The organism is Janthinobacterium sp. PSRC1-1 (genome assembly GCF_049897525.1).
Lineage (GTDB): Bacteria > Pseudomonadota > Gammaproteobacteria > Burkholderiales > Burkholderiaceae_D > Janthinobacterium > Janthinobacterium tructae.
Window position 1 is genome coordinate 24,603 of record NZ_JAFCWK010000019.1, and the last position, 25,314, is coordinate 49,916.

At 63.4% G+C, this 25,314-nt stretch carries 23 protein-coding genes; 11 read left to right on the forward strand and 12 right to left on the reverse strand.

Annotated elements, in window-relative coordinates; genetic code table 11:
* Nucleotides 1-213: 213 nt before the first annotated feature.
* The 6 genes from ccoN to ACP7DW_RS26965 all read left to right on the forward strand — a co-directional run bounded on the left by ccoN (nt 214) and on the right by ACP7DW_RS26965 (nt 5,400).
* Nucleotides 214-1,641, forward strand: coding sequence for a cytochrome-c oxidase, cbb3-type subunit I (ccoN, locus tag ACP7DW_RS26940; protein WP_426057505.1), 1,428 nt, complete (start codon nt 214-216; stop codon nt 1,639-1,641).
* A 15-nt stretch (nt 1,642-1,656) separates the two neighbouring features.
* Nucleotides 1,657-2,271, forward strand: coding sequence for a cytochrome-c oxidase, cbb3-type subunit II (ccoO, locus tag ACP7DW_RS26945; protein WP_071080090.1), 615 nt, complete (start codon nt 1,657-1,659; stop codon nt 2,269-2,271).
* A gap of 1 nt (nt 2,272) precedes the next feature.
* Entirely contained in the window at nt 2,273-2,473 is a 201-nt protein-coding gene (locus ACP7DW_RS26950) for a cbb3-type cytochrome oxidase subunit 3 (protein ID WP_071080089.1), read from the forward strand.
* Nucleotides 2,466-3,386, forward strand: coding sequence for a cytochrome-c oxidase, cbb3-type subunit III (gene ccoP, locus ACP7DW_RS26955; RefSeq protein WP_426057506.1), 921 nt, complete (start codon nt 2,466-2,468; stop codon nt 3,384-3,386). The genes ACP7DW_RS26950 and ccoP overlap by 8 nt, the downstream gene beginning before the upstream one ends.
* A 4-nt stretch (nt 3,387-3,390) precedes the next feature.
* Nucleotides 3,391-4,773, forward strand: a complete 1,383-nt coding sequence (gene ccoG, locus ACP7DW_RS26960) for a cytochrome c oxidase accessory protein CcoG (RefSeq protein ID WP_426057507.1) — start codon at nt 3,391-3,393, stop codon at nt 4,771-4,773.
* Nucleotides 4,774-4,875: 102 nt separating this feature from the next.
* Nucleotides 4,876-5,400 (forward strand): FixH family protein, encoded by a 525-nt coding sequence (locus ACP7DW_RS26965; RefSeq protein WP_426057508.1) that lies wholly within the window; start codon nt 4,876-4,878, stop codon nt 5,398-5,400.
* Between the two features lie 3 nt (nt 5,401-5,403).
* On the opposite strand, the gene fnr is transcribed toward ACP7DW_RS26965, so the two are convergent.
* Nucleotides 5,404-6,162: a fumarate/nitrate reduction transcriptional regulator Fnr gene (fnr, locus tag ACP7DW_RS26970; protein ID WP_071080086.1), complete on the reverse strand. Its 759-nt coding sequence runs from the start codon at nt 6,160-6,162 to the stop codon at nt 5,404-5,406.
* A 239-nt stretch (nt 6,163-6,401) separates the two neighbouring features.
* Between fnr and ACP7DW_RS26975 the strand changes: the two genes are divergently transcribed.
* The gene (locus ACP7DW_RS26975) at nt 6,402-9,476 is read left to right on the forward strand and encodes a response regulator (RefSeq protein ID WP_426057509.1); all 3,075 of its coding nucleotides are present in this window, start codon (nt 6,402-6,404) and stop codon (nt 9,474-9,476) included.
* A 99-nt stretch (nt 9,477-9,575) separates the two neighbouring features.
* Here the strand turns inward: ACP7DW_RS26975 and ACP7DW_RS26980 are convergent, their stop codons facing one another.
* From ACP7DW_RS26980 to modA, 4 genes are read right to left on the reverse strand one after another with little or no spacing between them, the layout of a single operon-like run.
* Nucleotides 9,576-10,343, reverse strand: coding sequence for a TOBE domain-containing protein (locus tag ACP7DW_RS26980; protein ID WP_426057557.1), 768 nt, complete (start codon nt 10,341-10,343; stop codon nt 9,576-9,578).
* Nucleotides 10,344-10,383: 40 nt separating this feature from the next.
* Nucleotides 10,384-11,094: a sulfate/molybdate ABC transporter ATP-binding protein gene (locus ACP7DW_RS26985; protein WP_426057558.1), complete on the reverse strand. Its 711-nt coding sequence runs from the start codon at nt 11,092-11,094 to the stop codon at nt 10,384-10,386.
* 8 nt (nt 11,095-11,102) lie between these two features.
* Nucleotides 11,103-11,774, reverse strand: coding sequence for a molybdate ABC transporter permease subunit (gene modB / locus ACP7DW_RS26990; protein WP_121670763.1), 672 nt, complete (start codon nt 11,772-11,774; stop codon nt 11,103-11,105).
* A 17-nt stretch (nt 11,775-11,791) separates the two neighbouring features.
* The gene (modA, locus tag ACP7DW_RS26995; RefSeq protein ID WP_426057510.1) at nt 11,792-12,550 is read right to left on the reverse strand and encodes a molybdate ABC transporter substrate-binding protein; all 759 of its coding nucleotides are present in this window, start codon (nt 12,548-12,550) and stop codon (nt 11,792-11,794) included.
* Nucleotides 12,551-12,691: 141 nt separating this feature from the next.
* Here modA and ACP7DW_RS27000 point away from each other — a divergent pair, with 141 nt between their 5' ends.
* Entirely contained in the window at nt 12,692-13,924 is a 1,233-nt protein-coding gene (locus ACP7DW_RS27000) for a putative DNA modification/repair radical SAM protein (protein WP_426057511.1), read from the forward strand.
* Nucleotides 13,921-15,396, forward strand: a complete 1,476-nt coding sequence (locus ACP7DW_RS27005) for a UdgX family uracil-DNA binding protein (protein ID WP_426057512.1) — start codon at nt 13,921-13,923, stop codon at nt 15,394-15,396. Before ACP7DW_RS27000 ends, ACP7DW_RS27005 begins: the two co-directional genes overlap by 4 nt.
* Here ACP7DW_RS27005 and ACP7DW_RS27010 read toward each other — a convergent pair.
* From ACP7DW_RS27010 to ACP7DW_RS27030, 5 genes are all read right to left on the reverse strand, one after another.
* Nucleotides 15,348-16,361, reverse strand: coding sequence for a bile acid:sodium symporter family protein (locus ACP7DW_RS27010; RefSeq protein ID WP_426057513.1), 1,014 nt, complete (start codon nt 16,359-16,361; stop codon nt 15,348-15,350). The two genes, ACP7DW_RS27005 and ACP7DW_RS27010, sit on opposite strands and share 49 nt — an antisense overlap.
* 209 nt (nt 16,362-16,570) lie before the next feature.
* Nucleotides 16,571-16,933, reverse strand: coding sequence for a BON domain-containing protein (locus tag ACP7DW_RS27015; RefSeq protein WP_290604888.1), 363 nt, complete (start codon nt 16,931-16,933; stop codon nt 16,571-16,573).
* A gap of 267 nt (nt 16,934-17,200) precedes the next feature.
* The gene (locus tag ACP7DW_RS27020) at nt 17,201-18,568 is read right to left on the reverse strand and encodes a sigma 54-interacting transcriptional regulator (RefSeq protein ID WP_426057514.1); all 1,368 of its coding nucleotides are present in this window, start codon (nt 18,566-18,568) and stop codon (nt 17,201-17,203) included.
* Nucleotides 18,565-19,107: a hypothetical protein gene (locus tag ACP7DW_RS27025; RefSeq protein WP_426057515.1), complete on the reverse strand. Its 543-nt coding sequence runs from the start codon at nt 19,105-19,107 to the stop codon at nt 18,565-18,567. The genes ACP7DW_RS27020 and ACP7DW_RS27025 overlap by 4 nt, the downstream gene beginning before the upstream one ends.
* Nucleotides 19,104-20,516, reverse strand: coding sequence for a HAMP domain-containing sensor histidine kinase (locus ACP7DW_RS27030; protein WP_426057516.1), 1,413 nt, complete (start codon nt 20,514-20,516; stop codon nt 19,104-19,106). Before ACP7DW_RS27030 ends, ACP7DW_RS27025 begins: the two co-directional genes overlap by 4 nt.
* A gap of 286 nt (nt 20,517-20,802) precedes the next feature.
* Between ACP7DW_RS27030 and ACP7DW_RS27035 the strand changes: the two genes are divergently transcribed.
* The gene (locus ACP7DW_RS27035; RefSeq protein ID WP_426057517.1) at nt 20,803-23,673 is read left to right on the forward strand and encodes an insulinase family protein; all 2,871 of its coding nucleotides are present in this window, start codon (nt 20,803-20,805) and stop codon (nt 23,671-23,673) included.
* 131 nt (nt 23,674-23,804) lie between these two features.
* Here ACP7DW_RS27035 and ACP7DW_RS27040 read toward each other — a convergent pair whose 3' ends face one another.
* Nucleotides 23,805-24,209: a VOC family protein gene (locus tag ACP7DW_RS27040; protein WP_426057518.1), complete on the reverse strand. Its 405-nt coding sequence runs from the start codon at nt 24,207-24,209 to the stop codon at nt 23,805-23,807.
* 57 nt (nt 24,210-24,266) lie between these two features.
* Complete coding sequence (locus tag ACP7DW_RS27045; protein WP_426057519.1) at nt 24,267-24,956, reverse strand: helix-turn-helix domain-containing protein; 690 nt, start codon at nt 24,954-24,956, stop codon at nt 24,267-24,269.
* A 70-nt stretch (nt 24,957-25,026) separates the two neighbouring features.
* On the opposite strand from ACP7DW_RS27045, the gene ACP7DW_RS27050 reads away from it, so the two are divergent.
* Complete coding sequence (locus ACP7DW_RS27050; protein ID WP_426057520.1) at nt 25,027-25,311, forward strand: hypothetical protein; 285 nt, start codon at nt 25,027-25,029, stop codon at nt 25,309-25,311.
* Nucleotides 25,312-25,314 lie beyond the last annotated feature (3 nt).

Below are 25,314 nucleotides of genomic sequence, written 5' to 3' on the forward strand. Positions count from 1 at the left end.
TAAGTCATTGCCTCCACGCACGTTTTACGCCATGTCAAGCCAGCTGTTGCAGGGATCTTGCATGGCTTTTTTTACCCAAATCACAATTTATTTCGATGTCAGTTAGCTACGCATATTTCATCCGGGGAATTTTGATCCACATCAAAGTTTTTTCGCAGTCAAACACTTACTCTCTGGCCACCATCATAAATAGTAATTCCAGGGAGAGTCTTTGTGGATCAATCGCTGAACTATAACTACAAGATCGTGAAGCAATTCGCGATCGCTACTGTGGTATGGGGCATCATCGGCATGCTGGTTGGCGTTATCATCGCCGCTCAGCTGGCCTGGCCTGCCCTGAACCTCGACATACCATGGCTGACATACGGACGCTTGCGTCCGCTGCACACGAATGCGGTAATTTTCGCCTTCGGCATCTGCGGCCTGTTCGCCACCTCGTACTACGTTGTCCAACGCACCTGCCAGGTGCGCCTGTTTTCCGACAAACTGGCCGCCTTCACCTTCTGGGGCTGGCAAGCGGTGATCCTGTGCGCCGTCGTCACCCTGCCCATGGGCCTGACCCGCGGCAAGGAATACGCCGAACTGGAATGGCCTATCGCCATCCTCATCGCCGTCGTCTGGATCGCCTACGCCATCGTGTTCTTCGGCACACTGATCAAGCGCAAGGTCAAGCACATCTACGTGGCCAACTGGTTCTTCGGCGCCTACATCCTGGCCGTGACGATTTTGCACGTGGTCAATGGCGCCGTCATGCCAGCCTCGTTCACCAAGTCGTATTCCGCCTATGCGGGCGTGCAGGACGCCATGATCCAGTGGTGGTACGGCCATAACGCGGTGGGTTTCATCCTGACCGCCGGCTACCTGGGCATGGTCTACTACTTCATCCCGAAACAGGCCGAGCGCCCCGTGTACTCGTACCGCCTGTCCATCGTCCACTTCTGGGCGCTGATCTTCACCTACATGTGGGCGGGTCCGCATCACCTGCACTACACGGCATTGCCTGACTGGACGCAATCGATCGGCATGGTCTTCTCGCTGGTCCTCTTGGCACCAAGCTGGGGCGGCATGATCAACGGCATCATGACCCTGTCGGGCGCCTGGCACAAGCTGCGCACCGATCCGATCCTGAAATTCATGATCGTCTCGCTGTCGTTCTACGGTATCGCCACCTTCGAAGGTCCGATGATGTCGATCAAGACCATCAACTCGCTGTCGCACTACACCGACTGGACCGTTGCCCACGTGCATGCGGGCGCTCTGGGCTGGGTGGGCTTCATCACCATGGGTTCGATCTACTATCTGCTGCCACGCCTGGCGGGCCGCACGCAGATGCACAGCACGCGCCTGGTCGACGTGCACTTCTGGGTGGCCACCATCGGCATCGTGCTGTACATCGCCGCAATGTGGATCGCCGGCGTGATGCAGGGCCTGATGTGGCGTGCGGTCAATCCGGACGGCACCCTGACCTACACCTTTGTCGAGAGCGTGAAAGCAACGTATCCGTACTACGTGGTGCGCGTGGCCGGTGGCCTGCTGTACCTGTCGGGTATGTGCATCATGGGCTACAACACCTGGATGACCTTGCGCGGCAGCAAACTCCCCGTCGCCCGCATTCCGGAACTGAACGCGGCGCACGCCTGATAGGAGCAAAAGCAAATGAAATTTTCACATGCATGGATTGAGAGAAACCCCTGGCTGCTGATCGCCCTGGTCACGGTAGTGATCAGCATCGGCGGCGCCGTCGAGATCATCCCCCTGTTCTTCCAGAAGAGCACGACGGAACCGGTCGCCGGCCTGAAGCCGTATTCGCCGCTGCGCCTGGCGGGCCGCGATATTTACGTGCGCGAAGGCTGCTACAACTGCCACTCGCAGATGGTGCGTCCGCTGCGCGCGGAAACGGAACGCTATGGCCACTATTCGGTCGCTGGCGAGTTCGTCTACGACCGTCCGTTCCAGTGGGGTTCCAAGCGCACGGGGCCGGATCTGGCCCGCGTGGGCGCCCGCTACAGCGATGAATGGCACCGCACGCACTTGAACAACCCGCGCGACGTGGTGCCCGAGTCGAACATGCCGGCCTACCCATGGCTGGCGAAGACCAAGCTGGTGCCTGACGACATCATGCCGAAGATGCGCGCCCTGCAACGCCTGGGCCAGCCGTACAGCGATGCGGAAATCACCGCCGGCCCGGCGCAGCTGCAGGACAAGACGGAAGAAGACGCCCTGGTCGCCTATCTGCAAGGCCTCGGTACATTAATCAAAACAAGGAATTAGCATGGCAATCGAGAACCTGTTTGACAGCGCCAGCAGCGTCATGACGGTGGTTTCCTTTACGACGTTCGTAGGCATCCTGTGGTGGACGTTCAGCCGCAGCAATAGCGACTTCGACGCGGCGGCGCGCCTGCCGTTCGACGACGAAGCGCTCGACTACGCGGCCGATGCCGCACCGGCACAAGGGGAGCGCAACCATGGCTGACTTTACCAATGGCTTCTGGAATATCTACATCGTCGTGCTGTCCCTGCTGGGCATCATCGGCTGCGGCGTGCTGCTGTACTCGCAGTCGAAAATCAAAGTGGTCGAAGGCGCCCCTGCCGACGGCACCACGGGCCACGTCTGGGACGAGGACTTGAAGGAACTCAATACGCCGATGCCGCGCTGGTGGATGTGGTTGTTCTACATCACCATCGTCTTCGCCCTGGCGTATCTGTTCCTGTACCCGGGCCTGGGCAACTATGCCGGCAGTCTGGGCTGGAAATCGACGGACCAGTACGAGGAAGAGCTGAAGAAGGCGGAAGCCGACTACGGTCCCCTGTTCAACAAGTACCTGAGCCAGGACTTGAAGACGGTGGCCGCCGATCCGCAAGCGCATGCCATCGGCCAGCGTTTGTTCCTGACCTACTGCGCGCAATGCCACGGTTCGGATGCACGCGGCAACAAGGGCTTCCCCAACCTGACCGACAAGGACTGGCTGTATGGCGGTGAACCCGACATCATCAAGACCACCATCATGCATGGCCGCAATGGGCAGATGCCACCGATGGGCGCCGCCCTGGGCTCCGAAAAGGATGTCGAGAACGTGGCCCATTATGTGCTGAGCCTGTCCGGTTCCACCTCGGACCCCGTCAAATCCGTGCTGGGCAAAGCCAAGTTCGGCGCCTGCATGGCCTGTCACGGTGCCGATGCGAAAGGCAATCAGATGCTCGGTTCACCTAACCTGACGGACAAGATCTGGCTGTACGGCGGCAGTGCTGATACCATCATGGAAACCGTACGCAAGGGACGCAGCAACACCATGCCGGCCTTCAGCGATTTCCTCGGCGAGTCCAAGGTCCACGTGCTGTCGGCGTATGTCTGGAGCCTGTCGAATCCCCAGACGCCCGTGAAATGATGTAATGGAACCTCAAGTCATCAAGATGTATGCGGCCCGCGAGCAGATCTACCCTCGCGAGGCCAAAGGACGCTACGCTACCTGGCGATGGGTATGCGTATGGCTTACCCAGCTGGCGTTCTACGGCTTGCCGTGGTTGACCTGGAATGGCAGGCAAGCCCTGCTGTTCGATTTGACCACGCGCAAGTTCTACATTTTCGGCGTCGTGCTGTGGCCCCAGGATTTCATCTATCTGGCGGCCCTGCTGATCATCTGTGCGTATTTGTTGTTTCTCGTCACGGCCATCGCCGGGCGGGTGTGGTGCGGGTTCTCTTGCCCGCAAACGGTATACACGGAAATCTTCCTGTGGGTCGAACGCCGCATCGAGGGCACGCGCAGCGCGCGCATGGCCCTCGACAAGCAGGGACCGTCCGTGCGCAAGGCCGTCAAGAAAACGGCCAAGCACCTGGCATGGGGCGCCATCGCCCTGTGGACGGGCTTTACCTTTGTCGGCTACTTCACGCCGATCAAGGAACTGGCGCAGTCGGTGACCACCCTGAACTTCGGTCCCTGGGAATGGTTCTGGGTCTTGTTCTACAGCCTGGCAACCTACGGCAACGCGGGCTGGCTGCGCGAACAGGTGTGCAAATACATGTGCCCCTACGCGCGCTTCCAGAGCGCCATGTTCGACCAGGACACCCTGATCATCACCTACGATGCCAAGCGCGGCGAACCGCGTGGCGCCATCAGCAAGAAGGCCGGCAACAACGACAAGCTGGGCGACTGCATCGACTGCACTCTGTGCGTGCAGGTGTGTCCGACCGGCATCGATATCCGCAACGGCCTGCAGTATGAATGCATCGGCTGCGCCGCCTGCGTCGATGCCTGCAATACCGTGATGGACAAGGTCGACCGGCCGCGGGGACTGGTACGCTACAGTACCGACCATGCGATGGAAAACAACTTCAATTCGAAGCAGATCCGCCAGCGCGCCATGCGCCCGCGCGTGCTGATCTACACTTCCATCCTGGCCCTGATCATCATCGCCGTGTGTACGTCGCTGGCGCTGCGCACGCCCCTGAAAATGGACGTGATCCGCGACCGCGGTTCGATGGGACGCGAAGTGGAAGACGGCATGATCGAAAACGTGTACCGCTTGCAGATCATGAACACCTCGGAGCAAACCCAGCATTTTAAAATCAGCGCTTCCGGCTTGCCGGGCCTGACCTTGCTGACACGCGAAGAGGTGACCTTGCAGCCGACGGAAACGCTGGGCTGGCCGATCCGCCTGCGCGTACCGCACGGCGTGGGAGAAAAGGGGTCGAACAAGATTGCGATCGAATTGCACTCGCTGGACGACCCGTCGCTGCATGTGCGTGAAAGCGCGGTCTTCATCGTGCCACGTTAACAAGGAAAGGCGGACGGGGACCGGGTGCCCTCGCCGCCGCCACGAAGTTGCAGGAAGGCCGGTCCCCATGCGGGGACTGGCTGATTAAACAGGAGAAATATCATGTCCGACAGTCTCAAGCTGCAAGCCCCCGTTGCACCGTGGTACAAGCATCGCTGGCCTTGGCTGCTGATGATCGGTCCCGGCCTGTCGGTTGTCGTCGGCAGCTTCATGGGCTATATCGCGTTTACGCAGCCCGATGCGCTGGTGGTGGGCGACTATTACAAGCAGGGCAAGGCGATCAACCAGGATTTGAAGCGCGACACGATCGCCAGCGACCTGGCGATGGATACCAGCCTGTCCTATGATGTGGCGTCAGCGCGCCTGAGTGGCTCCGTGCACAGCTTCGGCAAGGCCTACCAGGGTCCGTTGCAGCTGCATCTGGCGCATGCGACCCTGCCGGAAAAGGATATCAAGCTGCTGGTGCAGCCCGATGCGGCCGGCAATTTTTCCGTCGCGCTGCCGATGCTCGAGCGCAGCCGCTGGCAAGTACTGGTGGAAAACGACAAACGCGAGTGGCGCCTGTCCGGCATCTGGACTTGGCCGCTGCAGCGCAGTATCGCGCTGCACGCCGATGAGGAACTGTAAGACTTACTTGCAGACGTCCGTGCCGGCCGTGATGGCTTTCAACTTGGCGGGCTGCAAGATCTCGATCTCGCGGTTGGACACGCGCAGCCAGCCTTCCTTCTTGAATTTCGACAATAAACGGCTGACGCTCTCGATGGTCAGTCCCAGGTAATTGCCGATTTCCTCGCGCGACATGCGCAGCTGAAATTTGCTGGCCGAATAGCCACGCGCTTCATAGCGCGAGGCCAGGTTGACGATAAAGGCGGCAAAACGCTGGGTCGCCTGCATATTGCCCAGCAACAGCATGACGCTTTGCTCGCGCGTGATTTCCTGGCTCATCATGCGGTGGAAATGGCGCAGCAGGGTCGGCATATTGCCCAGCAATTGTTCCAGGCTGGAAAAAGGAATTTCACACACTTCGCTGTCTTCCAGCGCCACCGCATTACAGTGGTGGCGATCGGCGCTGATGGCGTCCATGCCCAGCAGTTCGCCAGCCATCTGGAAACCCGTCACCTGCTCTTCACCGCCCGGATTGATCTGGTACGTCTTGAAGTGCCCCAGGCGGATCGCGTACAGGTTCTGGAACGAGTCGCCGATACGGAACAGCGAGGCGCCGCGCACGATCTTGCGACGGCGGCCGATGATCTGGTCCAGCCTGTCCATGTCGCCCACATCGAGGCCCATCGGCAGGCACAATTGATGCATGCTGCAGGTCGAGCATCGCGCACGCAACGCTTCCACGGTCACTGTGGGCATGGTGGGAGTGAGTAGCGCTTCAGTCATGTCGGTACCTTTTAGAAAATGCAATAACAAGTTTACTGCATACAGGGTTGCCGTGTGCCAATTTCACCGCATTTCGGCCGAATAAACGACGTTCTGACTTTGATTATATGGCAACATCGTCAAAAGCCCATGCGGGGCGGGCCATTTGCGCGGCACCGCTTGCAAAGTTAATGTATTGATAGGAAAATTCCTGACAGCATTATCTGCCGCCTGTGCCGCACGGTACTGAAAAGGAAATCATGAAGCCTCTCGGCATCAAAGCAAAAGTCGCGCTGGTCACCAGCCTGACCTCGATCGCCATGATCGCGCTGGTCACCATGATACAGGTGCAGCACATGCGCGCCGACTTCACCCGAGTACTGCTGAGCCAGCAGTCTGCCCTGATCACCCGCACCGCTGCCGAACTCGACGACAAGCTGGGCATGCTGCTGCAGATCGTCACCCTGACGGCCAGGCAGCAGCCGCCGGAATTGATCGCCCGGCCCGCCCAGCTGCGCGAATACTATGCGCGCCGCTCGATGCTGGTACTGTTCGACGACGTGCTGGTGCTCGACGCGCAGGGCGTCATCGTGGCCGACATGCCGGAAGTGGCGGGGCGCGCCGGCATCAACGTCGCCGAGCGCGAGTATTTCCAGACCGTGCTGCGCACGCGCCAGCCCATGATCACCGAACCGATGCTGGGCAAGTCGAGCGGCATGCCCATCGTGCAGATGGCCGCGCCCGTGCTCACCGCCGATGGCCAGGTGGCCGGCGTCGTGATCGGGGTGCTGCGCCTGTACAAGGACAACCTGCTGGGGCGCCTGCGCTCGGAAAAGATCGGCAAGAGCGGCTATTACTTCATCCTCACGCGCGGCGCCGTGCCGCGCTACGTGCTGCACCCCGATACCGACCGGCTGCTGCAGCCGCGCCTGCCGAACGCCAACCTGACCACCACCGAGTTGCTGAAGCAAGATGGCGAAGGCAGCATGGTCAGCACCAACAGCCGCGGCATCACGGCCGTCAACAGCTTCAAACGCCTGAAATCGGTAAACTGGCTGCTGGCCGCCTCGCTGCCCCTCGACGATGCCTTCGAACCGTTCGATGGCGTGCTGTACCGGCTGGTGCTATGGAGCATCCTCGCTTCGCTGCTGGCCGCGTTTATTCTGGGCTGGGTCACCGTGCGCCTGCTGTCGCCGCTGGTGCGCCTGCGCGACACGCTGCAAGCCATGCGCACCAGCGGCAGCCGTTTCACGCCCGTGCCGGTGCGGCAGCGCGACGAGATCGGCGAACTGACGGAAACGTTCAACGGCCTGATGAGCGAACGCGACCGCCTGCAGCAGGAACTCGAAGCGCGCGCGGCGGAGCTGGAACAGGAGCGCGACCGGGCCGAGGCGGCCAACCGCGCGAAGAGCGATTTCGTGGCCAACATGAGCCATGAAATCCGCACGCCCCTCAATGCCGTGCTGGGCATGGTGTACTTATTGGGCAATACCAGGCTCGATACGGAACAGCGCAAGTATCTGACCATGGTGCGCGTGGCGGGCCAGTCGCTGCTGGGCATCCTCAACGACGTGCTCGACTATTCGAAGATCGAAGCGCGCCGCATGGAATTGTCGCCCGTCGAATTCGACCTCGACGAGGTCATGAACACGCTGGCCACGACGATGACCATGAATGCGGGTGAAAAGGAGCTGGAACTGGCCATCGCCGTCGAGCCCGACGTGCCGCGGCGCCTGGTGGGCGACGCGCAGCGCCTGCAGCAAATCCTCGTCAACCTGGCCGGCAACGCCATCAAATTTACCGAGAGCGGCGAAGTGGTGGTGGCCGTCAGCCTGGCCGAAAGCCAACAAGACCGCGCCTGGCTACGCTTCGAAGTGCGCGACACGGGCATCGGCATGACGGAACTGCAGCAACAGCAGCTGTTCGCCGCCTTTTCCCAGGGCGACCAGAGCATTACACGGCGCTTCGGCGGCACGGGCCTGGGCCTGGCCATCAGCAAGCAGCTGATCCACATGATGGGCGGCGATATCGCCGTGGCCAGCAGCGAAGGCAAGGGCAGCCGCTTCTGGTTCAGCGTGCCGTTCGAGATGCTGGCGCAACCGCCCGAAACACGGCGCACGCCGGCCCTGGGGCAGCTGCGCCTGCTGGTGGCCGACGACAACCGCACCACGCGCGAACTGATCGTCAAGCTGATCGAGGCCTGGGGCTGGCTGGCCGACGAAGTGGACTCCGGCTTTGCCGCCATCGAACTGTACCGCGAACGCCTGGCGCAGCAGCAACCGTACGACGTGGTGCTGGCCGACTGGCACATGCCCGTCATGGACGGCCTGGCCACGGCCAAGGCCATCCGCCAGGCAGCTGCCGGCCAGCGCCAGCCCATCGTCGTGATGGTCAACGCCTTCGCGCGCAACCACCTGGAGGAAATTTCCAGCGCGGCCGAGGCCGATGTCGTGCTGATGAAGCCGATCACAGGTTCGAGCCTGTTCGATGCCCTGCACCAGGCGCTGATCGCCAAGAACGACGGCGGCGAGCAGCGCATGCTGCACCAGCCGCTGGGCACGGAACTGGCCGGCGTGCATTTCCTGCTGGTGGAAGACAATCATTTGAACCAGGCCGTGGCGCGCGGTATCCTCGAACACATGGGCGCCACCCTGGACGTGGTGGGCGACGGTTTGCAAGCGGTGGAGCGGCTGCGCACGGAAGCGCTGCGCTACGACATCGTGCTGATGGACATGCAAATGCCCGTCATGGACGGCTTCAGCGCCACCCATGTCATCCGCACGGAACTGCGCTTGAACTTGCCCGTGATCGCCATGACGGCCGGGGTGCTGGCGTCCGAACGCGAGCGCTGCATGACGGCCGGCATCAGCGATTTCATCGCCAAGCCCGTGGTGGTGGAAGAGATGATGGCAGTCATCCTGCGCCACCTGCCGAAGCGCCCGCCAGTGCAGACGGCCGAGCCGGTGACGGTTGCCGATGAGGAAGTGTTTTCCATGGCGCCGCTGATGCGCGTGATGGGCCGCGATGCGAAAGGCCGCGGCGTGCTGCGGCGCATGGTCGAAGACGCGCTGAACAAGGGCATGACGCCCGTGCGCGACGCCGAAACGGCGTTGCAGGCGGGCCACCACAGCGACGTGGCGCGCATCCTGCACGGCGTGCGCGGCTCCGTCGGCACCCTGGGCACGAAACGCCTGATCCGCGCCGCCTTCGCCACCGAGGAAGCCATCGACGCGGGCCGCCTGGACGAGGTACCAAGCCTGCTGGCGCGCACGGCGCAGGAGCTCGAGCAGGCGCTGGCGGCGGCGGCGAATTGGTTGTCGAGGCTGAAAGATTAAAAGAGTAGGTCGGATTAGCGCTTGCGCGTAATCCGACATGATACGCCAACAATATTGTCGGATTACGCGGCGTGCCGCCGCTAATCCGACCTACGCAATTTACGCCGGCACACCGAGAATCACGCTGGACGCCTTGAAAATCGCCGTCACCTGGCTGCCGATGGCAATGCCCAGCTCGGTGCTGCTCTGATTCGTGATGATGGCGGCAATCGTGCCGCCGCGCGGCAAGTCCAGCACCACTTCCGTGTTGACGGCGCCCGTCTGCACGCGCGTCACGCTGCCGGTCAACTGATTGCGCGCGGAAAAGCGCGCCCCTGCGCTATCCGCCACGAGGATGATCGACGAGGCCTTGATCAGCGCGAACGCTTCCGCGCCCGGTACCAGGCCCAGGCTGGCGCTGCTGCCCTGCGTGACGATGGCCACGATGTGCTGGCCGCCGGGCAATTCCAGCGTGACTTCGTCGTTGACGGCGCCCTGTTTCAGTTCGGCCACCTTGCCCAGGAATTGATTGCGTGCCGTGGTTTTCATGGCCATTCTCCGTATGAGTAACAAATCGTCGGCGATGCCTTCGGCCTGGCTGCCCAGCTGGCGCAGGTAGCGCGCATGCTCACGCTCGATGATGCGGAAATTGTCGACCAGCTGGCGCCCCCGTGGCGTCAGGCGCGTGCCGCCGCCACCCTTGCCGCCCGTCAAGCGCTCGACCAGCGGCTCGCCGGCCAGGTTGTTCATCGCGTCGATGGCGTCCCAGGCCGCCTTGTAGCTCATCTTCACAAGCTTGGCCGCCTGCGTGATGGAACCGCATTCGGCGATGGCGCCCAGCAATTCCACCCTGCCGGCGCCGCCCAGGTTTTCTCCGCCCACCGTCATCCATACCGAGCCTTGCAGGCCGATTTCCGCTGCCGCTGATTTATCCAATGCGTTCACCCAATGCCTTATGTTCTTCCATGCTGTCAATTTGTCCGTCGCGCAAGTACAGCACATGCTCGCCCAGGATGCGCGCATCTTCCGGATCATGGGTGATCAGGATCATGGGCACGTCCAGGCGCTGCTGCCACTGGCTCAGCTCCAGGCGCATTTTGACACGCAGGGCCGGATCGAGGGCGGCAAACGGCTCGTCGAGCAGCAGCGCGGCTGGCTCGGCCACGAGCGCCCTCGCCAGCGCCACCCTTTGGCGCTGGCCACCGGACAACTCGTCGGGAAACTGGTGCGCCAGTTCCTGCAAGTGGAAAGCATCGAGCCAATGCTCGACCTTCTGCAACTTTTCGCGCGCGCGCGGGTTGAACCAGCCGCGGCTCAGGCCAAAGCCCACGTTCTGGCGCACCGTCAGGTGCGGGAACAGCGCGTAATCCTGGAACAGGTAGGCCACGTTGCGCTGCTGCGGCGGCAGGTTGATGCCGGCGGCCGAATCGAACAGGGTACGGCCATTCAGGCGGATATGGCCCGCGTCCGGTGTAAACAGTCCGGCAATGGCTTTCAGGGTCATGCTCTTGCCGGCGCCGGACGGGCCATACATGGCGATGCGCTGACTGCCAGAGGTGCATTGCACGTGCAGGTCGAAACGGCGTTTGCCGGAGCGCAAGGTGGCGCGAATGTCGAGGTCGAGTTGCATGGGCGTCATCATAGACCTCATTTGTGCGCGACGCGCCCGGGCGCCAGGCGGCCCGCCGACAGCAGCACCACGATGCAGACAAGGGAGATAATCACGACCAGCGTATTGGCCACGTCGTCCTGGCCCGCCTGCACGGCTTCATACACGGCCACCGACAGGGTCTGCGTCTTGCCGGGGATGCTGCCGGCCACCATCAGCGTGGCGCCGAACTCGCCCAGCGCGCGCACAAAACCCAGCAGCACGCCGGCGAGGATGCCGCGCCAGGCCAGCGGCAAGGTGACGCGGAAAAAGATTGCCAGCTCCGAGATGCCCAGCACGCGGGCCGCCTGCTCCAGTTGCCCGTCGACGGCCTCGAAGGCGGCGCGCGCGGGCTTGAAGACGAGGGGAAAGGCGACCACGGTGGAGGCGATCACGGCGCCCTGCCACGTGAAGATGAGGTTGATGCCGAAGTTGTCCTGCAGCCAGATGCCCAGGGTGCCGCGCCGGCCCAGCAGCACCAGCAGGTAATAGCCGAGCACGGTGGGCGGCATCACCATCGGCAGGGTCAAGAGGGCGTCGAGCAGCTCGCGCCCGGGAAAGCGCGTGCGCGCCAGCAGATAGCCCGTACCGATGCCGAGCAACAAATTGAGCGCCGTGGCCCAGGCCGCTACTTTGAGCGACAGGGCCAGCGCGGTCCAGGCGATATCCATGCGGGCGCGTGCTTGACTTAGGGTTTCTTGAAGCCGTACTTGGCCAGAATCGCTTGCGCCGGCGCCGTCTGCAGGTAGCTGACGAAGCGCTTCGCTTCGGCCGCGTTGCCGCTGCCCTTGATGGTGGCGATCGGGTACAGCACGGGCGAGGCCAAAGGCACCTCCAGCACCACGTTGACCTTGTCTTTCATGATGGCCGCGTCGGTGGCGTAGACGAAGCCCGCATCGACTTCGCCGCGCGCCACGTAGTCGAGCGACTGGCGCACGTTCTGCGTGCCGATGGCTTTCGGCTGCACGGCGTCCCACAGCTTCGCCTTCTTCAGCGCACCTTCGGAGTAACGGCCGACGGGCACGCTGGCCGGGTTGGCGATCGCCACGCGGGTCACGCCCTTGTGCGTCAGGTCGCTCAGGCTCTTGATGCCCAGCTTGCTATCGTGCGGCACGATCAGCACCAGGCTGTTGCCGACGAAGTCCTGGCGGTCGGCCGGCAGGACCAGGTCCTGCTTTTGCGCCGCATCCATGGTTTCCTGGTCGGCCGAGGCAAACACGTCCACGGGTGCGCCCTTGACGATCTGCTGCAGCAGCACGCCCGAGGCGGCGAAGTTCAGGGACACCTTGCTGCCCGGATATTGCGCCTCGTAGCCTTGCGCCGCCTCCTTGAACGCATTCGTCAGGCTGGCCGCGGCCGACACCACCACTTCGCCGGCAACGGCGGAGGTGGCGGCGGTGGCCAGCAGAGCGGTGCCAAGCAGGCGGGCGAGGGAGGTCAGGCGCATGGTCGTATCCTTGTCAAGTGAACGGTGAACAAGGAGCGTAATATACACTGATATATAGCGTTCTGCCATCGCGCAAGTCAAGACGGCGCAAGACACATTCCCTGATATACTGTATAAAAACACAGTATATCGAGGTGAGCCATGGAATTGACGGACAAGCTGGAAATCCTGGCCGACGCGGCCAAGTACGACGCGTCCTGCGCCAGCAGCGGCGCGCCCAAACGCGACTCCATCGGCAAGGACGGCTTTGGCGCCACCTCGGGCATGGGCATCTGCCACAGCTACACGCCGGACGGGCGCTGCGTCTCGCTGCTCAAGATCCTGCTGACGAATTACTGCCTGTACGATTGCCAGTACTGCGTCAACCGGCGCAGCTCGAACGTGCCGCGCGCGCGGTTTACCGTGGCCGAAGTGGTCAAGCTGACGGCCGACTTTTATCTGCGCAATTACATCGACGGCCTGTTCCTCAGTTCCGGCATCATCCGCTCGGCCGACTACACGATGGAGCAGCTGGTGCAGGTGGCGCGCGAGTTGCGCGAAGTACACCAGTTCCGCGGCTACATCCACCTGAAAACCATCCCCGACGCCGACCCGGCCCTGATCGCGCAGGCGGGCCGTTACGCCGACCGGCTCAGCGTGAATATCGAACTGCCGACGCAGGACAGCGTGCAGAAGCTGGCGCCGGAAAAGAGCGTGCACACCATTAAACTGGCGATGGGCGCCATCCGCCGCAAGCTCGATGAGAAAGCGGAAGAGCCGCGCTCGCCGCGTTTCGCGCCGGCCGGGCAAAGCACGCAGATGATCGTCGGCGCCGACGCCAGCGACGACCAGCAGATCCTCTCCACGGCCGAGACCCTGTACGGCAGCTACAAGCTCAAGCGCGTGTACTACTCGGCCTTCAGCCCCATCCCCGACAGCCCGAAAAGCGTGCCGCTGGCGCCGCCGCCGATGCTGCGCGAACACCGGCTGTACCAGGCCGATTTCCTGCTGCGCAGCTATGGTTTCCAGGCCAGCGAATTGCTGCCTGCCAGCGGCGGCAACCTGGCGCTCGATATCGATCCCAAGCTGGCCTGGGCGCTGGCGCACCGCGAACATTTTCCGCTGGACTTGAACCGCGCGGCGCAACACATGATCGCGCGCGTGCCCGGCATCGGCCTGCGCAACGCGCAGCGCATCGTCGACCTGCGCCGGCTGCGGCAGGTGCGCTACGCCGACCTGTCGCGCCTGCGCTGCAGCATGAAGAAAATCGCCCCCTTCATCATCACGGCCGATTACTTTCCCGCGCGCGACACCACCGCCTCGGAACACTTGCGCCGCGCCATGGCCGATGCGCCGCAGCAGATGCATCTGTGGCCGGAACTGCAGGCAGCATGAAAGAAGTCAATGAGCGCGTGGTGCGGCTGGCGCAATCGTTCGACGCGTGGCGCGCGGCGGCGCGCGACCTGATCGCGCGTGGCGTGCCACCTGCCGATGTCGCCTGGCAGTCGCAAGCGGGCGATGGCGACCTGTTTTCTTCCACGCCGGATGCCACGGATACCAGCGCGCCGCCGCTGCGCCTGCCCCGTCCCCTGGTGGAATTGCTGGAAGCAGCCGCCTGTTTCAACGTGCATGACCGCTGGGCCTTCTTGTACCAGGTGCTCTGGCGCTGGCAACAGGGCCAGCACGACGTGCTCTCGCCGGCCGATGCGGACGGTGCGCGCCTGCACGCCATGGCCAAGGCCGTACATCGCGAGGAGCACGACATGCATGCGTATGTGCGCTTTCGCGAACGCAGCGAGGCCGAGGGCGCACCCCGCTTCGTCGCCTGGTTCGAACCCGTGCACGAGGTGCTGCCGCAAGTGGCGCGCCACTTCGCGCGCCGCATGGGCTCCATCAGCTGGATGATCGCCACGCCGGCGGCCAGCATGCTGTGGGACGGTCAGACCTTGCACGCGGGGCCGGCCCTGCTGCGCGGCGCGGCCGAGATCGACGATGCGGGCGAAGCGCTGTGGCTGACCTACTACCGCAGCATCTTCAACCCCGCGCGCGTGAATGCCGACTTGCTGCACAGCCACATCCCCTCGCGCTTCTGGAAAAACCTGCCCGAAGGCGCCATCGTGCCCGCCATGCTCAGCGGCGCCGCGAATGGCGAACGGCGCACGGGCCAGACGGCCAGCGTGGGCCAGCGCAGCGGCGCGGCCATGATTCCGATTTCGGCCGAACGCGCCCAGCCCGCGCGCGACGCGCCCACGACGCTGGACCGGTGCCGCCGCTGCGAACTGTGGCAGCATGCCACGCAAGCCGTGTCCGGCGTGGGACCGCACACCGCCCGCATCATGCTCGTCGGCGAACAACCGGGCGACCAGGAAGACCTGGCGGGCCTGCCGTTTGTCGGCCCGGCCGGCGCGCTGCTGGAGCAGGCACTGCGGGAAGCGGGCGTGGCGCGCGACAGCGTGTATGTAACGAATGCCGTCAAGCATTTCAAGTGGGAACCACGCGGCAAGCGCCGCCTGCACAAGACACCCGCGCAGCGTGAAATCCTCGCCTGCCATGGCTGGCTGGAAGAAGAGATCGAGCGGGTCCAACCACAGGTGATCGTCGCGCTGGGCAGCACGGCATTGAAATCGATATTGCAAGATGGCGCGGCGAGCATGACGCCGCTGCTCGGCACGCCGGTGCAACACGATGGACGCTGGGTGGTCAGCGTGTATCACCCGGCGTATGTGCTGCGCGCGCTAGACGAGGCGAGCCGGCGGCAGGCGTATCGCGTGATCGTCGAGGGCTTGCGGCAGGCGTCGGCGCTATTGCAGGACGAGCATTATCGCGTCGTCGCCGGCACTTCCTGCCCCTCGTCACGCCGCGCATAGCGCTGCGCAATCACGGCGCAGATCATCAGCTGAATCTGGTGGAACAGCATCAGTGGCAAGATCACCATGCCCAGCGAGTGGGTGGCAAACAGCACCTTGGCCATGGGCACGCCGCTGGCCAGGCTTTTCTTCGAACCGCAAAAGACGATGGCGATCTCGTCTTCCTTGTTAAAACCCAGGCGGCGGCTGATGAATGTCATCAGGCCCAGGACCAGCGCCAGCAGCAAGATGCTGAACAGGCTCAGGGCGACCAGCGTTTCCACCGAGATCGTGTGCCACAGGCCTTCGCTGACGGCTTCGCTGAAGGCCGTGTAGACCACCAGCAAAATCGAGCCCTGGTCGACGTATTTCAGCATGGCCTTGTGGCGGTCGACCCAGCGGCCGATCCAGCGGCGCAGGAACTGGCCGGCCAGGAAGGGCAGCAGCAGCTGCATGACGATGGACAGCACGGCATCGACCGACGACTTGCTTGCCCCGCCTTTCGCCACCAGCAAGCCGACCAGGATGGGAGCAAGAAAAATGCCGATGAAATTCGAGGCCGAGGCGCTGCAGATGGCGGCCGGTACATTGCCGCGCGCCATGGCTGTCAGGGCGATCGACGATTGCACGGTCGATGGCAAGGCGCACAGGAACAGGATGCCCACGTACAGCTCGGGCGTGAGAAAAGTCAGCGCCAGCGGCCGCAGGGCCAGGCCCAGCAGGGGAAACAAGATGAACGTGCTGGCCAGCACCAGCAAATGCAAGCGCCAGTGCATGACGCCGGCCACCACGGCTTCGCGCGACAACTTGGCGCCATGCAGGAAGAACAGGGCGCCGATGGCGACGGTGGTGACGTGACCGAAGACCACGGCCGTCTGGCCCGTGCAAGGCAGGAAACTGGCCAGCGCCACGGTGACGAGCAGGGCGATGGTGAAGTTGTCGGGTTTCAGATTGCGCAGCAGGGCGGCGGGAGAGAAAGAAGACATGCGGTAGCCTGGTAGCGGCCCAGCCTTGCAACACTGCGCCATGGATGACAAAAAGTGCCGGAAACGGCGCCAGTGCTGGCTATTCTACCCTCATTGCCGAGCTCCTTGCCTGAAGGCATGGCCTGGCTTTCCCGTCCCCATCCTGCGGGCAAAAAAAATGCCCTGTCCGCAGACAGGGCAACCCGGAGTAAAGTACAGCGCGAGGGCGATTAACCGGCGGCTTTGACTTTCAGCTCGTTCTTGATTTCTTTCACGCCGCTCACGGAAGCGACGATCTGCACGACGCGGTCACCCGCTTCGGCGCTCGGTACATCGCCCGACAGGACGACCACACCTTGCTGGGTTGCTACCTTGACTGGCAGGGTAGCGGCTTGCGCATCGGCGCTCAGGGCGGCCTTGGCCGAGGAAGTGATGGTTTCATCCGGGACGGCAGCGGCGGCGTTGGCGGCCACGACAGTGTCAGCAGGAGCTTGTGCTTTTGGTGCGGAGTCAGCGGCATGCGAAGCGGTGATCGAGGCGCCCGACAGTACGATAGCGGCGACGAGGGTATTGAACAGTTTCGATGTTTGCATGGTAGTTCCTCTCAATGAAGTTAAAAGCTTCTTACTTAGATAAAGCAACACGTTGAAGCGTCACATCTACCCATAAAGCAAGCACCGTGCCAGCTTTTAAAATGCATTCAAAATCAACGACTTACAGCCAAACTCGATTTTTCCAGCGCGTTTCCGCCGGATCTGGCCCGAAAATCGGGGCTTTTTGTCGCCAGACAGCGACAGCTTGTGGCAAGACAATCAATATTTCACGGTAAGTCGTTGATTATCCACCCTTTCTTTTTGTCGCTATTCAGCGACAGGGTCGCCGTCGGCGCGGAACAGGGCCGGCGTCAGCTCGTATTTCTGCAATAAACGGTAGAACTCCGTGCGGTTGCGGTCGGCCAGGCGGGCCGCGTCGGCCACGTTGCCATCCGTCAGGCGCAGCAATTGAATCAGGTAGTCGCGCTCGAAACGCTGCTTGGCTTCGTTGTAGCTGAGCGCTTCCAGCGATGGCACGCGCAAGGCCCGCTGCACCAGACTCAGGGGCACCAGCGGCGCCGTGGCCAGCGCGCACACTTGCTCGACCACATTAACCAGCTGGCGCACGTTGCCGGGCCATGGCGCCGCCACCAGGGCCGTCAAGGCATCGGGAGCGAAGCCGTTCAGCGGTTTCTGATACTTGGCCGCCAGCTTCTGCAGGAAATGGTTCGCCAGCAGGGAGATGTCTTCGCGGCGCTCGGCCAGCGGCGGCAGGGTCAAGGTCACGACATTGAGGCGGTAATACAGGTCTTCGCGAAATTGCCCTTCCGCCATGGCCACGTCGAGGTCGCGGTGCGTGGCAGACAGCAGGCGCACGTCCACCGGACGCGTCTGGTCGGCGCCCACGGGGCGCACGGCCCGCTCCTGCAGCACGCGCAGCAATTTCACCTGCAGCGGCAGCGGCATGTCGCCGATCTCATCCAAAAACAGGGTGCCGCCATCGGCCGCCTGAAATAACCCTTCGCGGTTGCCGACGGCGCCCGTAAACGCGCCTTTGACGTGGCCGAACAGTTCCGATTCCAGCAGTTGCTCAGGAATGGCGCCGCAGTTGACGGCGATGAACGGCGCCTTGGCGCGGCGGCTGGCGTTGTGCAGCGCGCGCGCCAGCAATTCCTTGCCCGTGCCGCTGGGGCCACGGATCAGGATGCTGGCGTCGGAACCCGCCACCAGCTTGGCTTCGGCCAGCAACTCGGCCATCTGCGCGCTGCGGCTGATCAGCTCGGCACGCCAGCTCTCGTCGCCGGACGCGGGCGCCGGCATGACGGTGGACAAGTTGATGGCATACGCCACTTTTTCCATCAGCAGCTTGCCGTCGAACGGTTTCGTCAGGTAGGCAAACGCGCCGCGCGCCGTCGCCTCGACGGCATCGGGAATGGTGCCGTGGGCGGTCAGCAAAATGACGGGCAGGGCCGCGTGCTGGCGGCGGATTTCATCGAACAGGGCCAGGCCGTCGCGGCCAGGCAATTGCACGTCGGTAATGACCAGGGCCGGCAATTCCACGGCCAGGCGCGCCAGCGCCGCTTCCGCGCTGCCCACGGCCGTGACCCGATAATTACCCGCCTTCAAGCGGATGGTCAGCAGGCGCAGCAGGTCAGGGTCGTCGTCGACCAACAAGATGTGGGCCAGTTCGCTCATTTCGGCGCTCCCGCGGCAGGGCGCACGGACAGGCTGCGCTCGATGTTTTTCAGCGCCTCGAGTTTTTCATTGAGCTGCTCGATGCGGCGCTGGGCGTCGCGCAGCTGGCCATTGAGCTTGTCGATGCTCTCGTCCTGGCGGCGCAGTTCCGCATACTGGCTGCTGAGCAATTGCACCAGCGGCGCCAGCAGTTGCGCGTCCTTGCCCGTGGCCGCCAGCAAGGGTTCCAGCAAGGCTTGCGCGCGGGCCAGGTCGCCGGCACCGCGCAAGGTCGCTTGCAGCATGGCGCGGCGGATGGTGTTGGACGGCGCGTGATCGGCCTTCGCCAGGTCCAGCTGTGCTTTCACCAGTTCCGACGGCGTCATCAGGCGCAAGGCGCTCTGATACGCGAACAATTCGGTCAGCTGGGGGTCCATCACCACCACCACGCGCGGCGGCGTTTGCACCAGCACGGGCGTCTGGATAGTGGGCTTGGCGGCGCAGGCGCCCAACAGCAGCGCGCAGGCGGCCATGCCGGCCAGGGAAGTTCTCGTCATCATAAGGGCAGTTCTATCCGAAAATGCGCGCCGGCGGGGCGCGGTAAAAGAGTGACGCTGCCATCGTGGGCGGCGATATATTCGCGCACGATGGACAGGCCGATGCCATTGCCGTTGCGCGCGCCGGCCGCCTGGCGCACTCCCTGGTAAAACGGTTCAAAAATACGCGCGGCATCCTCTGGCGCCACGCCGGCACCCTCGTCGATGCAGTCGATGCGCACGCGGCGGCCTTCACAGGACAAGGCAAAGCGCACGGTGCCGCCTTCCGGGCTGAAACGCACGGCATTCGACAGCAGGTTCGCCAGCACTGTTGCCAGCTTGTCGCGATCAGCTTGCACGATCAGCGACTCGCCCTGCACTTCGACCGTCAAGCGGCGCGCCAGCCATTGCAGGCGCTGTCCGGCCACCACATCTTGCAGCAAGACCAGCAAGTCGACCTTGCTGCGCGCCAGATGCTGGGCGTCAAAGGCGGCGGTATTGTAGCGCAGCAAGTCCTCAATCTGGTTTTGCAGGGAGGCCGTGTTTTGCTGCAGGATGCCGGCGATTTCGCGCTGGCCATCGCTGAGCTTGCCGGCCACTTCGTCCTCCAGCAAGGCCACGCCTTCGCGCAGGGCCGCCAGCGGGGTTTTCAGTTCATGCGAGATATGGCGCAGGAAGCGCTCCTTGTCGGCATCGAGGTCCGCCAGACGCTGGCGCAGCCAGTCGAGCTGCTGGCCCAGGCGGCGCGTGTCGGCCGGTCCGCCGACGACGATGGGCTGGTCGTAGCGCTTCTCGCCCAGGCGCCCGATGGCCGTCTCGATGCGGCGCAACGGGCGCGACAATAGAAAACCGAAGCAGGTGGCCAGCACGGCCGCCAGCAGCACGGCGCCACCGACCAGCACGCCCAGCACGCGGCGTTGGCGCTCCAGCTCGGCCAGCAGGGCATCGTTGCGGCTGCCGATTTCCGTCTTGCTTTCGCGCGCCAGACTGTCGTTGATTTGCGCCATGCGGGCAAACGCGCGGTACACGACGGCGTGGCCATCGCGCTTGCGGCGCTTACCTGCTTGCAAGACTTCCCACGCCGACTGCGCCTGCGCCGTCCACTCGTCGGCCAGCTGCGAGGCAAACTCGGGCGTGGCCCGGTTCAGCACTTGCAGCGCCGCCGTCGCTTCGTCGCGGGCCGCCGCATAGCGCTCGCGGAAGACGGGATCATCGAGCACGAGGAACTGGCGCGCGCTGCGCTCCATGGCCAGGGTGCGCTCGGACAAACGCTGCGACTGTTCCGTCAGGGCAATCGCCTGCGCCGCCGTCTCGCGCCCCAGCCGCGCCAGGTGCTCCAGCGTCAGCAGGGCTTGCACGGAGGTGGCCGTCAAAATACCCGTCGTCAAAATGAAGGCGGCGAACAACAGTTGGCGAAAGGAAAGTCGGGACAAGGTAAGCGCCTTCGGTTCGGTCAGCAAGGGGGAAAAGGCGCATGGTACGCTAAGCGTTCATTCGCCGACGCCACCCATCCAGAAATGATGAATTTGGCAATACTGTGGCTTTTCCGGCCGCCAGCAAGGCCTTGGCGGCGGCGCACGAATACTCCTAGTACAATAGGGAAAAACTTCACGCAGGCATCAAAGTGGCCCTCGGCCCTGGCATTGCGCCGCTTTGCCCCCACATGTGATGCAGCTCCACCGACACTCCGTTTCACCTACTGAAAAGATCCCATACCGCATGAGCACATTTGAAAAAGTCAGCAGCAACTTCATTCCAGTCTTGCAGGCAACCATCGAGCAATATGTCGAGCCAGCAACGGGCATGCGCCACATCCACATGCATACCGAGCAGGCTGAGATGGTGTTCCTGGTGGCCTTTCCCACTGTGCCCGAAGTGAGCGACGGGCGCGCCCACATCCTCGAACACCTGGCGCTGTGCGGCTCGTCGCGCTACCCGGTACGCGACCCGTTCTTCTCGATGCTGCGCCGCTCGACGGCCACCTTCATGAATGCGATGACCTATCCGGACCGCACCGTGTACCCGTTCGCCAGCACCGACCGCAAGGACTTCTTCAACCTGCTCGACGTGTACCTGGACGCGGCCTTCTTCCCGAACCTCGATTACCTGAACTTCCGCCAGGAAGGCTGGCGCCATGCGTTCGAAGGCGACAAGCTGGTGTACCAGGGCATCGTCTTCAATGAAATGAAGGGCGCCTTCAACAGTCCCATGCGCGCACTCGACAGCGGCATCGCCAGCACCTTGCTCAAGGGCACGACGTATGAAGTGGAATCGGGCGGCGATCCGCTGGTGATCCCGGAACTCACGCATGCCATGCTGAAAGAATTCCACGCCAGCCATTACCACCCGTCACAAGCCGTGATCATGACCGCCGGCAATATCGAAGCATCGGCCGTGCAGGAACAAGTGGCCGAACGCGTGCTGTCCAAACTCAGCGGTTTCTCCGAACGCCGTTTGCCGCAGCTGGCGCCCGCCTGGAGCGCGCCGCAGGAAAACGTGGTGAAAATTCCGTCGCAGGAAGCGCGCGACGATGAATTCGGCCTGCAATTCGCCTGGCTGATGGGCGAGTCGAGCGACCCGATCGCCTACTACCACGCGCACCTGCTGTCGCACGGCTTGCTGGGCGAATCGTCGGCGCCCGTCATGCGCGCCATGGAATCGGCCGGCTATGGCCGCCCATCGGACATGAATGGCCGCGACGCGGGCATCCGCCAGATGGTGTTCCACATCGGCATGGAAGGTTTAACCCAAGAACAGATCGCCGATGCGCACCAGCGCATCTGGACGGCGCTGGAAGAAACGGCGCGAGAAGGCATACCCGCCGCCGTGCTGCACGCGGCCTTGCGCGACATCAAGTACAGCCAGCGCGAAATCAGCAGCGGCCGCATGCCGTACGGCCTGGGCCGCCTGCTGCACGCGCTGCCGCTGGCCATGTACGACGGCAACGTGATGGACGCGTTCGACAATGCGGCCATCCTGGAAACCCTGGAACAGCAGATCGAAGATCCGGAATTCTTCAAGCAGCTGGTGCGCGAGCTGATCGCCAATCCGACCCGTTTGACGACGCACGTGGTGCCCGACAGCGCCTACTTCACGGACCGCGCCGCGCAGGAAGACGCGAAGCTGGCGGCCCTGCAAGCGCAGCTGACGGATGCCGAACGCGAGCACATCATCGCCGAGTCCGCCGCCTTGGAAGCGCATCAGCAATTGCCGTCGAATTCGGAAGTGCTGCCGCGCATCCGCCCTGGCGACGTCAGCGCCGCGCCGCGCCCGGCCTTGCCGATTCCCGCCGCCGTCGACGGCGCCGTGGCCTTCAGTATCGCCTCGAACGGCATCAGCTATGCCAACGTGCTGTATGACGTGTCGGGCTTGCCGGAAGCGTCGTGGCCATGGCTGCGTCTGTACACGGACCTGGCGCCGGAACTGGGCGTGGGCGACATGTCGTTCGACGACGCCAGCGCCTGGCGCCAGAGCATGGTGCCGTCGTTCCACATCGGCCTGGAAGCCATTCCCCGCCCGCAACAAGCGATGCGCGTGGAACTGTCGTTCTCGGCCAGCGGCTTGCGCGAAGAACACGCGGCGATCGCCGCCGTGCTGTCGGCCTGGATCGCCAAGCCCCGCTTCGATGAAGAAGAGCGTCTGGCTTTCCTGATCGAAAGCCTGGTGCAGGACAAATTGAGCAGCCTGGCCGAATCGGGCAACCGCTACGCCATGCTCGCCTCGGCGGCGCCCCTGTCGCCCACGCGCCGCTTCGACGACATCGTCGGCGGTCCGGCCGCCTTGCCGTTCTACCGCCGCCTGCAGCAGCTGAGCAAGACGTCCGAGGGCTTGCAGGAAATCGCGCGCGAGCTCGACACCCTGCACGCGCACATCATCGCCCAGCCGCCGACCGTGCTGTGTGCGGGCCTCGAGCACGATGGCATCGCCCTGGCCCGCTTGCTGGAGTTGCCGGCAGCCGGCACGGACGTGGCCACGCCAAGCGACACGCCAGCACCCGCCGCCTTGCCGCTGGCTAACACTGCCCTGCATGCGACGAGCCAGATCAACCATTGCTTCGTTTCCTGGGCCGTGCCCGGCGTGCACAGTCCGGACGCTTCCGCCCTGGCCGTGGCCGCAGAACTGATGACGAATCAGGTGCTGCATACGGCGCTGCGCGAAAAAGGCGGTGCGTATGGCGGCAGCGCCAGCTACGCGGCCGGCGCCGGCACGTTTACCCTGAGTTCCTACCGCGATCCGCGCCTGGCCGGCACGTTCGCCGATTTTGGCACGACGCTCGATCAGATCCTCGACGGCGATTTCTCGCAAGAGCAGGTGGAAGAAGCCATCATCTGCGTCATCAAGGGCCTCGACAAGCCGCACTCGCCGTACGCGGAAGCGCTGACGGCGTGGAACATGCAGCAGCGCGGTACGACGGAAGCCGTGCGCCAGCAGTTCCGCACCGGCGTCCTGACCTGCACCCTGGCGCAGATCAAGGATGTCACGCGCACCTGGCTGAAAAACGGCCAACAGAGCCGCGCCGCGTTTGCGGGTAATACGACGCAAGACCTGGCAGGGCTGGACGTGGTCGATTTATTGGCGCTGGCTTCTTAAGCTGAGCAGACGGATCGTGTCGGATTACGCGGCGTGCCGCCGCTAATCCGACCTACGCTACGGATCGGGTAGGTCGGATTAGCGCAGCGTAATCCGACAACATTATTGGCCTGTATTGCCGGATTGCGCTGCTATTGCGGTACGGCGCCTGGCTCCATGTACATCAACTCCCACTGATGTCCATCCAGATCCTGGAAACTGTGGCCATACATGAAGCCGAAATCCATCGGCTCCTTGTAGAGGCTGCCGCCCGCCTGGACGGCTTTTGCCACCAGGTCATCGACTTCGCCGCGGCTCTCGGCCGACAAACACACGAGCACTTCCGTCGCCACCTGGGTGTCGCACAGCTGCTTGGGCGTGAACTGCTTGAATTTATCGTGCGTCAACAGCATCACGAAGATATCGTCGGCAACGATCATGCACGTCGCCGTTTCATCCGTGAAATGGGCATTGAAACTGAAGCCCAGCGCCGTGAAAAACGCCACCGAGCGTTCCAGCGACTGGACGGGCAGATTGACAAAGATTTTGCGGGCCATCATGTCTCCTTGTAGGTCGAATGCGTACATCGTGCCCGCCGATTCTACACCGGCTTTTTACGCGCCCGCGCGTCCCACGGTCTTTGGCGCGTAGCCGAAATAACGGCTGAACGCGGCGCTGAAATTGGCCGGATGGCGATAACCGGTTTGCCAGCCCGCCTGCGCCACCTGACACCCATTTTCCAGCAGTAACTTTGCCCGCTGCATGCGCAGCGCCAGCAGGGTGCGCTGCGGGCACAGGTAGTCGAGCGTGAGTTCCTGCGCCATCTGTTCCTGCATCAGCACGTAGGCGCGCTCCAGTCTGGCGATATCGGCGTCGGACCAGCGCGGCGCGGGCGCGGGCGCGGGCCGCAGTGCCCGCAGTTGTTGCGCCAGCGCCTCTTCGCCGACCAGCAACCTCAATTGCGCCGCCCGTTGATGCGCCTCGAAACGGCGCTCGCCGCTGACGTGGCGAAACGCCGTCACCGTCGTATGCCCTCCCCGGAAATGCAATTGCCAGCCATCGCGCGTGGTGTCGCCGGACGCGCCTTCCAGGCCGATGGTAATGACCAGGCCGCCCGCATCGTCATGCTGCGACTGCTCGACGAGCGCCAGGCGCGAACGATAATCGGAATGCACGAGCAGCAAGCCCTGGTCGACCTGACGCTGGTCGGCGCGGCACTCTTTCAACCCCGGGTCCAGCTGGCCGGGCTTGCACGGCTGCGTTTTCGACTGGCCGGAAACGGTGGCCGTGGCCGCCGCGAACATCGCCCATGCGCAATTATCCAATCGCCTGGAAACCTTGGGCGGTGATTACGACCTCATCTAGTGCTCCTCCGTGCTGCATTTCGTGCCCGATATGACGGCGGCCTTGCGCAAGATCCATGCGGCGTTGACACCCGGTGGCGTGTTCGTCTGCGTGCAGGCGGAAATCGCCCCGACTCCCTTTGATGCGGCGCGCGTGCTGCCGTATTACTTGCCGATGCGTATGTTGGGCCGCACGGTAACCCAGCAGGGAGAATTGGCGCAATTGCTGCGCGACACGGGCTGGCGGCAAGTGGAGCAATACAGCGCCAGCGATTTTCCCATGGCGCCCGTGCAGGTGCTGATTGCGCGCACGTGAATT

What these genes read in the sequence shown, in the direction of transcription:
- ccoO (WP_071080090.1), top strand. Translation starts at nt 1,657, where the DNA reads ATGAAATTTTCACATGCATGGATTGAGAGAAACCCCTGGCTGCTGATC.
- ACP7DW_RS26950 (WP_071080089.1), top strand. Translation starts at nt 2,273, where the DNA reads ATGGCAATCGAGAACCTGTTTGACAGCGCCAGCAGCGTCATGACGGTG.
- ccoP (WP_426057506.1), top strand. Translation starts at nt 2,466, where the DNA reads ATGGCTGACTTTACCAATGGCTTCTGGAATATCTACATCGTCGTGCTG.
- ccoG (WP_426057507.1), top strand. Translation starts at nt 3,391, where the DNA reads ATGGAACCTCAAGTCATCAAGATGTATGCGGCCCGCGAGCAGATCTAC.
- ACP7DW_RS26965 (WP_426057508.1), top strand. Translation starts at nt 4,876, where the DNA reads ATGTCCGACAGTCTCAAGCTGCAAGCCCCCGTTGCACCGTGGTACAAG.
- fnr (WP_071080086.1), bottom strand. Translation starts at nt 6,162, where the DNA reads ATGACTGAAGCGCTACTCACTCCCACCATGCCCACAGTGACCGTGGAA.
- ACP7DW_RS26975 (WP_426057509.1), top strand. Translation starts at nt 6,402, where the DNA reads ATGAAGCCTCTCGGCATCAAAGCAAAAGTCGCGCTGGTCACCAGCCTG.
- ACP7DW_RS26980 (WP_426057557.1), bottom strand. Translation starts at nt 10,343, where the DNA reads ATGACGGTGGGCGGAGAAAACCTGGGCGGCGCCGGCAGGGTGGAATTG.
- ACP7DW_RS26985 (WP_426057558.1), bottom strand. Translation starts at nt 11,094, where the DNA reads ATGACGCCCATGCAACTCGACCTCGACATTCGCGCCACCTTGCGCTCC.
- modB (WP_121670763.1), bottom strand. Translation starts at nt 11,774, where the DNA reads ATGGATATCGCCTGGACCGCGCTGGCCCTGTCGCTCAAAGTAGCGGCC.
- modA (WP_426057510.1), bottom strand. Translation starts at nt 12,550, where the DNA reads ATGCGCCTGACCTCCCTCGCCCGCCTGCTTGGCACCGCTCTGCTGGCC.
- ACP7DW_RS27000 (WP_426057511.1), top strand. Translation starts at nt 12,692, where the DNA reads ATGGAATTGACGGACAAGCTGGAAATCCTGGCCGACGCGGCCAAGTAC.
- ACP7DW_RS27005 (WP_426057512.1), top strand. Translation starts at nt 13,921, where the DNA reads ATGAAAGAAGTCAATGAGCGCGTGGTGCGGCTGGCGCAATCGTTCGAC.
- ACP7DW_RS27010 (WP_426057513.1), bottom strand. Translation starts at nt 16,361, where the DNA reads ATGTCTTCTTTCTCTCCCGCCGCCCTGCTGCGCAATCTGAAACCCGAC.
- ACP7DW_RS27015 (WP_290604888.1), bottom strand. Translation starts at nt 16,933, where the DNA reads ATGCAAACATCGAAACTGTTCAATACCCTCGTCGCCGCTATCGTACTG.
- ACP7DW_RS27020 (WP_426057514.1), bottom strand. Translation starts at nt 18,568, where the DNA reads ATGAGCGAACTGGCCCACATCTTGTTGGTCGACGACGACCCTGACCTG.
- ACP7DW_RS27025 (WP_426057515.1), bottom strand. Translation starts at nt 19,107, where the DNA reads ATGATGACGAGAACTTCCCTGGCCGGCATGGCCGCCTGCGCGCTGCTG.
- ACP7DW_RS27035 (WP_426057517.1), top strand. Translation starts at nt 20,803, where the DNA reads ATGAGCACATTTGAAAAAGTCAGCAGCAACTTCATTCCAGTCTTGCAG.
- ACP7DW_RS27040 (WP_426057518.1), bottom strand. Translation starts at nt 24,209, where the DNA reads ATGGCCCGCAAAATCTTTGTCAATCTGCCCGTCCAGTCGCTGGAACGC.
- ACP7DW_RS27045 (WP_426057519.1), bottom strand. Translation starts at nt 24,956, where the DNA reads ATGTTCGCGGCGGCCACGGCCACCGTTTCCGGCCAGTCGAAAACGCAG.